At 38.6% G+C, this 10,670-nt stretch carries 8 protein-coding genes; 2 read left to right on the top strand and 6 right to left on the bottom strand.

Annotated features, from left to right (window positions below):
- The 5 genes from INT04_RS17710 to INT04_RS17690 all read right to left on the bottom strand — a co-directional run.
- Positions 1-2,371: DUF6531 domain-containing protein (locus tag INT04_RS17710; protein ID WP_226894169.1), on the bottom strand; the 2,371-nt coding region annotated here is incomplete at its 3' end.
- Positions 2,372-2,374: 3 nt separating this feature from the next.
- Positions 2,375-2,731, bottom strand: a complete 357-nt coding sequence (locus tag INT04_RS17705) for a DUF4150 domain-containing protein (RefSeq protein WP_193017405.1) — start codon at positions 2,729-2,731, stop codon at positions 2,375-2,377.
- Positions 2,724-3,935, bottom strand: a complete 1,212-nt coding sequence (locus INT04_RS17700; RefSeq protein WP_193017404.1) for a DUF2169 domain-containing protein — start codon at positions 3,933-3,935, stop codon at positions 2,724-2,726. The genes INT04_RS17705 and INT04_RS17700 overlap by 8 nt, the downstream gene beginning before the upstream one ends.
- A 10-nt stretch (positions 3,936-3,945) precedes the next feature.
- Positions 3,946-6,066 (bottom strand): type VI secretion system Vgr family protein, encoded by a 2,121-nt coding sequence (locus INT04_RS17695; RefSeq protein WP_193017403.1) that lies wholly within the window; start codon positions 6,064-6,066, stop codon positions 3,946-3,948.
- Positions 6,067-6,167: 101 nt separating this feature from the next.
- Complete coding sequence (locus tag INT04_RS17690; RefSeq protein WP_036939804.1) at positions 6,168-6,686, bottom strand: Hcp family type VI secretion system effector; 519 nt, start codon at positions 6,684-6,686, stop codon at positions 6,168-6,170.
- A 972-nt stretch (positions 6,687-7,658) separates the two neighbouring features.
- Here INT04_RS17690 and INT04_RS17685 point away from each other — a divergent pair.
- The gene (locus tag INT04_RS17685) at positions 7,659-9,074 is read left to right on the top strand and encodes an NAD(P)/FAD-dependent oxidoreductase (RefSeq protein WP_193017402.1); all 1,416 of its coding nucleotides are present in this window, start codon (positions 7,659-7,661) and stop codon (positions 9,072-9,074) included.
- A 64-nt stretch (positions 9,075-9,138) separates the two neighbouring features.
- Here INT04_RS17685 and INT04_RS17680 read toward each other — a convergent pair whose 3' ends face one another.
- A complete protein-coding gene (locus tag INT04_RS17680) occupies positions 9,139-9,645 on the bottom strand; it encodes a DUF2569 domain-containing protein (protein ID WP_193017401.1) in 507 nt (168 codons plus the stop codon).
- Positions 9,646-10,262: 617 nt separating this feature from the next.
- On the opposite strand from INT04_RS17680, the gene INT04_RS17675 reads away from it, so the two are divergent.
- Positions 10,263-10,556: a helix-turn-helix domain-containing protein gene (locus INT04_RS17675; protein ID WP_193017400.1), complete on the top strand. Its 294-nt coding sequence runs from the start codon at positions 10,263-10,265 to the stop codon at positions 10,554-10,556.
- Positions 10,557-10,670: the final 114 nt, after the last annotated feature.

The following is a 10,670-nucleotide window of genomic DNA, read 5'->3' as shown; positions in this document are numbered from 1 at the left end:
CATAGGCTTGTTGGCGACCTTGCGGATCGGTAACTGTGGTTAAATTACCTTTGTCGTCGTAGGTGAGTTGCCATTTATCGCCAAAGGGGGAGACATAGCAAGTGAGTTGTCCATTGTCATTATATTCATAACCCACTTTACGGCCATCAGGTAGATGGATTTGTGCTAGAAGCCCATCAGCGTGATAAACATATTTTGTAGTTTCTCCAAGATCATTGGTTTCACTGACTTTTCGATGATCTTGCCACTGTGTTCGAGTCTCTCGACCTAAAGGATCGAGTACACGAATAACTTGCTGATTTTCATTGTAATAATAGCGAGTTTGACCACCTTCATTATCAATATAAGTATTGATAGCTAAGGCATCGTCATATAAAAAGCGATCACACCAATAACCACTTTCTGAATAGGTTTTGATGACACGGCCTTGCGTATCATATTCAAGCGTTAATTCAGTTTGGTCAGTATCGCGCCAACTTGTCATCCAACCTTGGGCGGTATAGGTATGGAATAAGTGGTTTTGCTGAAAGGCATCACATTCACTTAAATAGCCCTGTTTATCGTATTGACAAGAGACTAAACGTTGGACTTTTGAATCGAAGGTGTAATCAATAAATTGTAACTTATCATATTGATAATGTAGATTTATTTGAAAACCATCATAACGAATAAGTTGGTTTAATTGTCCTTTATCGTTATATCTGAAATGAAGTGATAATCCTTGTAGGTTGCTGATTTTTATCAGCCGATAATGTGACGATTTTGCGGTTTGTGCTTCAAAGTAATAAAGGCGTTGATGGCGATTATCACGTATCCACAATCCTGTTTTTTTATTACCTAACAGTAAGTAATGAGGAACACGTTGGTTACGTGAGCACACTTCGTCAGAGGGAGTCAAAAAGGTATAATGGTTGCCATCTGGATCTTGAAAATCAACACTGCCATGATGCAGTGTTAATGACATTGACCAGTTATCTCCCCATTTACTGCCAAAAAGCCCTTTAGGTGATTGGGTAGAATAGTAAGCCCTATTGAGTTCAATAGGTAAAAGGCCGGGGATCGAAATAACAGGCCAAATCTGGATAAAGTCCCCACTCACTAAATCAACGGGATCACCTTCAGTATTTTTCTTTTGGTTATCTTGGCTTTTCCCTGTATCAGAGCTCTGGGTATTGCTTTTTTCATCATTAACTTTCGTTGATGGTGTTTCTGTTTTAGGCGTATCCGTTGTTGCAGGCTTTTCTTTGATGGTTGCACCTGAGTCTGGTTTTGCACTTTCTGTGGGTTTAGGTGCAACCTCGGTGGAGGGTTTTGCATTATCAACAGGATCAACTGGTTTTTCTGGCGCTTTATTTATTGGTGCGGTGTCTGGCTTGATATTATCTACGTTGGTGATTGGTTTTTCTTTTGAAGCTGTTTTTGCTATAGCAGTATCAACATTTCCAATAGTGCTATCTAATTCTTTACGTATCTGATTTGCTTTTGATGTTGCTGTTTTACCACCGTGTTTTACGGCCCCAGGGACACTTAACAGCGTTCCTGCTTCATAGAGAAAGGCACCACCTTTTTCTGCATCCGTATTTAATGTGGTTTTTGCCTCGCTGAAATTAATATTTTTAGCAGTTTCAAGATGTTCTGTTACTTGTTTGGCTTGATTTTTAGCTACATTATCTAAACCAAAAGTTTTGGCGATAATGGAGTTTCTCGCTGAGGTCATCGCAGAATAATAGGCTGAGGCTGAAGCGGTGAGTTCTGCGATATCTACGCCATCATTATAAAATTGTTTTCCAGCCCCCCAAAGACCTTCACTGGGATTATCAATAGCCGCACTAAGCTCTGCTTTTTTTTGGTTCGCCCATTGGTGAAGTTGAGCACTTTCTTTTGCATTGAGTAACGATAATGAATGGCGTTTAAAGACGTGTTTTTCTGTTGGTGTTTCGGGGGTTACAATAGGGTTTGCTTGAGCTGGTGAGCCACTCGATGCTTTAGCTTGATGAGTGATCTCACCTAATGTATTTCCGGTACCACTAATGGTAGCGCTTTTACTATCTTCTAGTGCTTTAGATGTTACAAATCCTGTTGAGTTATCAAAAGTCGTGAGTGAAATTAATTCTGGGAAATTTAGCGAAGGATTTTGTTCACGTAGCTGGTTATACTCTTCTCTCGAATATTCTCCCATTGAAATCTGTTCATCGTCATGATCGAAGAAATCAATAGAAATGACATCAATATTTTTTGTGTCATTATGTGCTTTGGTGAACATGCCCCAATCTTTGACACGCTTTTTTACCGACTCGAATGGAGGGTATTTTTTTTCATCACCATCAGCAATAACTCGTAGAACATCATGGTTATTTTTATTTTCAGACATGTGTTATTCCCCATTCATCCAAAACTTATCCCCATGACGTAAAATGGGTTTTTTATTGACCTTAACGCTTTTCGAGTGCTCTTTGGGGTAACACTTACCCGCCACGGTGCCACTTTTTATCCCTTTTGCTGCACCTGCTTCATCACCCATTGTGGTGGGAATAACACTTTGATTAAGAACAACAACAGGGTGGTTATTTGCTCTAACCGTAGGCACTGAGCCAACAGCGGTTTCGAGTTTTGCCACAACGGGATAAGGGATCGGCGGAGTTGAAGGTCCTATTGGTGTTTTGCAAACATCGGGGACTAAACTAATAACGAGCCAAGCATCTTGTTGTCTTGCAATATAATTATCAGCCATGAGTTTGCGCCTCTTGTGGTTGGGCAAAACGCACTAAAGGTGCATCAGGATTGATTTCAAAACGGGCTTCACAAACGCGAATAGGAAGTGATGCTTCAAACGCTAGTCGATAAGTCAGTGCAAGTTGCTGTTTTTCAGTATCAATAACAAGTGTGTCTAAATTCAATTTGATAGGAATAAACAAGCCATCTTGCATACGCAATAAAACAAAAGGGCGATGCTCAGGTAATGTAGTTTGCAAATAACCTTGCGGGGTCAAATTCTCACATTTCAATGTGAAATTAGTTTTCGGGTAAGGAATTTGTTGGTCAGCAGGCGCGCCATTCCAATATTGAAAATCAAAATCATAAGGTAAATACGGATGGCGAGAATTAATCCATTCATCATCATAAGTACCAGCTAATAAACGACGCGGTAACCATGCTCGGCCAATAACACCAAAACCCGCGGGTTGTTGTTGAAAAGTGCTAGCATTGAGTTGCTGATTAATCCAATCAGCCGTAATGGGGGTGCTTAATGATTCAATTTGAGGAGCTGAAAATGAGGTAATACCTTTTGCTTGCTGATACCACGGAGTGATAAATCCTAGTCCTAATGGATTATATTCATAAGCAGCATGTGCAATAGGCGCTGATTCCCCCTCGGGATGATTAACACGCACTGATCCAGGTAATAAATTTTCTTTATTTAATGTGCGTTGTAATTGTTCATCGGCATAGATTTTATTTTCACCCCCAAAAGCATAACGATAATCTATTGGTAATTGTCGTATAGGTTTAGGTCGTGTTAATTGCCACGATTTTTTTTGCTCGTCATAAATGAATTGCCGAACACCAGTGCAACGTAATGGTTTATAAAGTAAGGTGTTTTTCTCTGCATCCATTAAGGTGACAGATGCGACAATCGACTCGCTAGGAATGCCATTAGGTGCATACGCCATTCCTTTTATGATCACATCACAAAAAGGTTTAAAAGGCGCTAAATCACTTTCATAAAAAACAGAAGACGTATTGATGGTTGATACATACTCATCTTGTAAAATCAGCGGAAATTTTGTTGAAAGATGAGGCTGATAACCCCCCATTTCTGGTGTGGGTAGTAAGTCGTAACCCACTTTCATCACGACAACATGATGCTCGATATCAGAGGTATCTAACATCTTGTAATTCATGACTGAAAACGGGGTTAAGTTGCGAAATTCCATTTTCACCTTCTTAATTCAAGTCAATATCTTTGCCCGTGATCTGCACCGGACCTGAGGCTTCAAAACTAAATTCCGTACCATTAATGGTGATATGGCCTGCACTATCCATTCTTAACACGCTGGCACCGCAACGCAGTTCAAGGGCATCGCCTGCATCAATCGCTAACGTATTACCCACACTGATTTTTTTATGCTGACCGACAGTTTCGGTGTTATTTTCATTGATAGTTTCAGTCCGATTACCTTTTACTTGCATCTCTTGATTTTTATCGATGATCTCAGTGTGGCTATTGAGTACATGCGTGGTGCGATTGTTGAGCACCACCGTATTCATATCCTTCTGCGCATGAATAAAAATCTCCTGCTTGCCACCCGCATCTTCAAAGCGCAGTTCGTTAAAACCATCCCCTTTATGGGTTTTGGTTTTGATTGTTGTGCGGGTCATATTTTCAGGAAATTTCAGCGGGGGTGCGTTGCGACCGTTATAGGTACACCCTGTGATAATCGGTCTATCAATATCGCCATTAAGATAAGAGACAATCACCTCTTGCCCGATACGCGGTACGGCAGAAAAACCATAGCCATTGCCATTCCAACCCATTGCTACACGCACCCAGCACGAGGCACTGTGATCGGGTTTGCCATAGCGATCCCAATGAAAATAGACTTTTACGGCACCCACTTCATTGACGTAAATTTCTTCACCGGGAGGGCCTACCACCGTGGCAACTTCATCGCCATCAGCCGTCGGTTTGTAATGATGTGGCGGTCGCCATTCTTGTGTGCCGGGAATAAACTCGACACTATTAGAAAGCTGTGTACCTTCGCCACCGCTGTTATCTGCTAATGGCTGTACGCCATGATGCGAAACTTGAATAACTTGCCAGTTATCATTCATCATTAAACTAGGGTGATTGCTCAGCGAGAAAATCTTGCCCGGCATTAAGGCGAAACAGTTGGTGCTGGCGCGTCCAACTCGACTGCCGTTGCGCAGTTGTTCAAAACGAATGGCCGTGAAAGGGGCCGCTTGTGCATCTTCTTGAAAGCGTCCATAGCTTTCGAACACACTATGTTGACCGCCTTTCTCTAATTTGGCTTGATGCGCCAGTGGGTAAGAAGGGCGGATAAAATTATTGTCTTTCTGAATGGTTTCATCCACACAGAGATATTCGCCGTATTGCCATGTGGTCGCGGTGCTATCCGTAATATCGCTTTCGGCTTGCGGGTTATAGGTCAGGTGAATGCCCGCTGTCATCCCCATATGTTCATCGCTGTAAAACAGTTGGTTCTCTTCAAACCAAAAGTTAATCCCTTCTTCAAAGGCTAAACGACACCAAAACGCATAGGCGGATTCTCGTTTTTGCGTGATATAGGGGCGTTTTTGGTGTAAATCATCGCGATAGAATTTGCTGTCTGCTTTGATATGGGCTTCTTCCAACAGCGTTTTTAAAATCTCAGGCACTTTTTTATGCTGGAAAATACGGCTGTCTTGATTAAGCGTCATCACCCACATTTCAGGGCGAATATCGAAGTGATACCACGTTTTTACACCGTCGGTATTGCCTTGTACGGCACCCGCTAAGATCCCGCGTACAGTACGGATTTCTTTACCATTACGCTTAATGGTTAACGAGGACGCCACACCCAATAGCGATTGAAAATCGATAAAAGGTAAGGTGGTGACTGCGCTAATTGACAGCGAAAATAAACGTGATAACCCTTCATTTAAATTAAATTCCGTGACTTGAAAGGTGCTTTCCGGTAAGCCTGCAATTTGGCAAGTGAAAACTAAACCAGAAGGTGATACCGCACCTAATAGCGAATCTAACAGCTGTGCATAGGCTTTATTTTTAGCCAATCCTTCAGAGAAGGTCAGCCCCGGTACATCGTCGTTATTTATTCCACCGGCAAAACCGCCACCGGGAATAAGCGATGAGGCTTGAGAGGCCATTGACGAGGCTTGCGAAAGCCCTTGTTGTGCCGTTTTTGCTGTGGCGAGCGCTTGCTGAGTAGAGGCCGAAAGTGTCGATGTTGCTTTAGCAATCGCTAATTCTTGCGCTTTGTCGAGCGCCTTCTTTTTTAATCCACCAAGCTGAGAGGTGAGATTATTTTTTTTATCTTTCGCAAACATCTTTCGCTCCAATATCCACTGAGCAAGCTACCGCTTGTTTTATCCATTAAGAAAATGCAAAGAAACACCCACACACTTTGGTGTGTAGGTGAAAAGAAGGATTAACCTTCGAGAGGGGCGCGCCAGTCGTCAGAGCCAGACGTGCCTGCAACCGTGTGTTCCCAATCAATTTTGCGATAAGAAAGAGAGACTTCGATCAGTTGTGTGAAGTCTGATTTGGCTGGATCTTGGCAGTGTGGCATTTGGCAATCGATGTTGACGATAGTCGCATCAGTTAATGTGGTGGTGAAGAAATGCTCTTGTTTCCCTTCAACCGAAGTGCGATACCATTTTAACGTGGTTTTTGGCAGCATTTCGCCTGAGGCTAATGCGTTATACAGCAGGGGAACGGCTTTGTTTAACGCCACCGTAAAACGGAATGGTTTATGGGCACGTTGACCTGAAGGCTGACCCGATTGTGGATCAGTCGGTACGGTGACTACGTGAGAGAATGCTTGCACCAGCATTTCATCTTCGTGGCCTTGAACATAAATATTACCGACGGATTCTGCGGTAAATGCACCCGCAGTGATGTTACCTTGGGTTTTCCCTTCGATAGAGATATAGCATGGAGTTGGCATGGCAAGTCCTTAATTTACAGTGAGTAATCGTTTCTCAACAAAATCATTTTGTTGAAGTCCTTTCGATAAAAATCAGCCAGTGCGCACTGCGATTTGATAAGAGTAGCTTAAGTAATTTTGGAGGGAAGTAAAGAAAGGGGGAGAGAGAAAGGGCGTTGTATCCTCGTAGGATAAGTGACTTCGCGTAAAATAATTGTTCACACGATATTTACTGCTTTCGTTTCTTATAATAAGTGTATTTACTTATACGATTCACTTTCGTAAATGTCCGAAATCTCGCTAAAGCCAGTCTGTTCTAATGTACATGGATTTTTAATATGTAACAAAATGTGTATTTTGTTTCAAATTGTAACAGCGTTGATTTATAAAGAAAAAATGACATCACTTTTATAATGCCAATCAAAAAACGACTTATTTTTGTTTTGGTTGAAAAATGACCACTTAATATTTAATCAAGTATAGAGATAAATATTATCTAAAGATGACTATTTTTATTACCTCCCTATTTTCTTCCAAATAGCGATTAAATTATCAGTCAAAAATTATAGTTAAAATAGTGACTGTTATTTTTTATATGCTTTTATACCTCAGTTACATTAATAATCTTGCGGATTATTTGTTAAGAAATTTATTATTTTCAATTAGCACTTTGGTTATTTGAATAAAAAAATATATGCTTTTAGCAAATAGACCAAATTGTCATAGTAGTGAAATATTTCATATCCTAGTTAAAAATCAAATTAAACGACTAGGGTAGGGTGCCTCTATTTTACTCAAAGGCTTTAAATAATCGATAAAAAACAATGTGGTGATTATCTCCCTTCTTTGTATAAGTAAATTAAATAGTACAAATTTTGATGGAAAAAACAGGATAAAATATTTTACAAATACTTTACTAATGCTTTACAAATGAAATAAGATAGCGTTATTGTTTTAATGCTAATAATTCATCGAGTAAAAGGAACGTGTAAAATGGCGATATCTAGAAGAAAATTTATCATTGGTGGAACAGTCGTTGCTGTAGCGGCTGGTGCGGGGATTTTAACACCAGTGTTAACTCGCGAAGGGCGCTTTGTTCCGGGTACACCAAGACATGGTTTTGTTGAAGGTACGGAAGGGGCTTTACCAAAACAAGCTGATGTTGTTGTTATTGGTGCGGGTATTCTCGGTATTATGACCGCCATTAATCTTGTAGAACGGGGTTTATCGGTTGTTATTGTTGAGAAAGGTAATATCGCGGGTGAGCAATCTTCTAGATTCTACGGTCAAGCAATTAGCTATAAAATGCCGGATGAAACGTTCTTATTACACCATCTAGGTAAATATCGCTGGCGTGAAATGAATGCGAAAGTAGGTATTGATACCACATATCGTACACAAGGTCGCGTTGAAGTTCCTCTTGATGAAGAAGATTTAGTAAACGTAAGAAAATGGATTGACGAAAGAAGTCAAAATGTTGGCTCAGATATTCCATTTAAAACCAGAATTATTGAAGGGGCTGAATTAAATCAACGTCTTCGCGGTGCAACAACAGATTGGAAAATTGCTGGCTTTGAAGAAGATTCTGGTAGCTTCGATCCTGAAGTTGCAACTTTCGTTATGGCTGAATACGCGAAAAAAATGGGCGTTCGAATTTACACTCAATGTGCGGCTCGTGGCTTAGAAACACAAGCGGGTGTGATTTCTGACGTTGTAACAGAGAAAGGTGCAATTAAAACTTCTCAAGTTGTTGTTGCTGGTGGTGTTTGGTCGCGCCTATTTATGCAAAACCTTAATGTTGATGTTCCAACACTGCCTGCCTATCAGTCTCAACAGTTAATTAGTGGTTCACCAACGGCACCGGGTGGTAACGTCGCTTTACCGGGTGGCATTTTCTTCCGTGAACAAGCTGATGGTACTTATGCAACTTCTCCTCGTGTTATTGTGGCACCAGTAGTGAAAGAATCTTTCACTTATGGTTATAAATATCTGCCATTATTAGCACTACCTGATTTCCCTGTGCATATTTCTTTAAATGAACAATTAATCAATTCATTTATGCAATCAACGCATTGGAACTTAGATGAAGTTTCTCCGTTTGAGCAATTTAGAAATATGACAGCACTGCCAGATTTACCTGAGCTAAATGCTTCATTAGAAAAATTAAAAGCAGAATTCCCAGCCTTTAAAGAATCGAAATTAATTGATCAATGGAGTGGTGCAATGGCTATCGCACCAGATGAAAACCCAATTATTTCAGAAGTTAAAGAATACCCTGGTTTAGTGATTAATACAGCAACAGGTTGGGGGATGACAGAAAGCCCTGTATCAGCAGAATTAACGGCAGATTTATTACTTGGTAAAAAACCTATTTTAGATCCAAAACCATTTAGCCTTTACAGATTCTGATTAGACTAAAATGCAAAAACCCTCTTATAGAGGGTTTTTTTATACTAAATAACAGAGTGTTTTTTTAATTCACAAAAGTTTTTTTAACGCGAACAGATATTTTAAAATAAGAAACCCAGATAACGGCGTGGAAAATACTTCTAATAATATCAAAAGTATATTCAGACTCTATTGGAAGTTTGAATACATTGTCCATTAATAAAATCATAAGTCCTTGTGTTGCAATATTCGCTATCAGAAGGCTAATATAAAGTGTGGGCGTTTTTTTACGTTTTTGAAAGAAAAAGATGGTCGTGATTACAATAAGTACGAATAAGGCTAAATCTAAAGCAAATCCTAAACCGACAAAATAGCGTCCCATGGTTGTAATATTGCTATAAATAGGAATGACCTCGATGAGTGTTTGATAGATATTAAGTAACCCTGAAATAAGCATAAACAGTAAGCTTAATGCAGGAAGAATAAGCCATCCACCAATCTTTTTAAATGATCCTTTTTCGCACTCGTCACAATACTCTGTATATTGAGGTATCTCTTTTTTACCACATTTAATGCAAGTCCATTTTTTCATTTTTATTTCCTAAGAATAATTAAGTGTTAATGAATTCTAATGTATTTTAATGCAAAAACAATATATAAATTATTTTATAAAAAACAATTTGAAATTTAAAATAACTCAGTGAATATAATCACTTAAAGTAAGATTTACTTTATTTTATACTTGTTTAAATAATGGTTGTTTATTTAATAAAATAGGAAGAGTAAATTTGAATTAAAGTAATTAATAGTTAATGAAATATAACTTAAATAATAGCATTAATATACTATTATCTAAGTTATGGTAATAAAAGATAGTCATAAATTTATATTGTTTGTATATCATTGATAATTATTTTTTATAAATATTTATAACCTACACTAACTTATTGGTTGTCATTTTATTTCAACACTTAATACCATAGTGGTATTCTAAATTTGATTTAACTTAAAATAATCTATAGAAATGTAAATAAATTTAAATTTTAAATATCGGAATAACCTTATTAACAGAGTTTGAGAAAATAAGTAGTGTTACTTGCATTCAATAACCAATGATTAAGTATTTACAGTTTATGAAATGGTGGTTTTTAAACTGTAATTCGGTGTTTTATCGATATAATCATCTAATAGTGAAAGGGGAATAGAGGGATGATTAACACCAAAGTTGGGAATAGAATAAAAATGATAAGAAAGCAATTGAAAATAACGGAAAATGAGATGTCTGAAAAGCTGGGAATAAGTATGCAGCATTATTCACACTTGGAAAATGGTCATTTAAAAATAGCTGTAGATCAATTGGTTACTATTTCTTTTATACTCGGTGTTACACCTCAAAGTCTTATTTTAGAGGCTAAAAAAGCGGATTTTATCGTTTTTGAGGATAGCCAGTCAATAACGCAACCTAGCGAGATTGTGGTGTTTAGAAAGAAAAAGGTAATCTGAGACGTGATGTTATCGGCGTATTCATTAATGCTAAGTTCCCAATTAATACATGAAGTGCTTTTTTATTTTTTAACCTCAAGAAAAAATAACATAAATGCCATCTTATATGAGATG

Origin of the sequence: Proteus sp. FME41 (assembly GCF_014897315.1) — a bacterium.
Lineage (GTDB): Bacteria > Pseudomonadota > Gammaproteobacteria > Enterobacterales > Enterobacteriaceae > Proteus.
Note: the sequence above shows the minus strand (reverse complement) of the source record. Positions and strands in the feature narration are given on the sequence as shown.

Bases quoted from the DNA above. Each gene is read 5' to 3' on its own strand.
- INT04_RS17690 (WP_036939804.1), bottom strand. From the start codon at position 6,686: ATGCCAACTCCATGCTATATCTCTATCGAAGGGAAAACCCAAGGTAAC.
- INT04_RS17685 (WP_193017402.1), top strand. From the start codon at position 7,659: ATGGCGATATCTAGAAGAAAATTTATCATTGGTGGAACAGTCGTTGCT.
- INT04_RS17705 (WP_193017405.1), bottom strand. From the start codon at position 2,731: ATGGCTGATAATTATATTGCAAGACAACAAGATGCTTGGCTCGTTATT.
- INT04_RS17680 (WP_193017401.1), bottom strand. From the start codon at position 9,645: ATGAAAAAATGGACTTGCATTAAATGTGGTAAAAAAGAGATACCTCAA.
- INT04_RS17695 (WP_193017403.1), bottom strand. From the start codon at position 6,066: ATGTTTGCGAAAGATAAAAAAAATAATCTCACCTCTCAGCTTGGTGGA.
- INT04_RS17700 (WP_193017404.1), bottom strand. From the start codon at position 3,935: ATGGAATTTCGCAACTTAACCCCGTTTTCAGTCATGAATTACAAGATG.
- INT04_RS17675 (WP_193017400.1), top strand. From the start codon at position 10,263: ATGATTAACACCAAAGTTGGGAATAGAATAAAAATGATAAGAAAGCAA.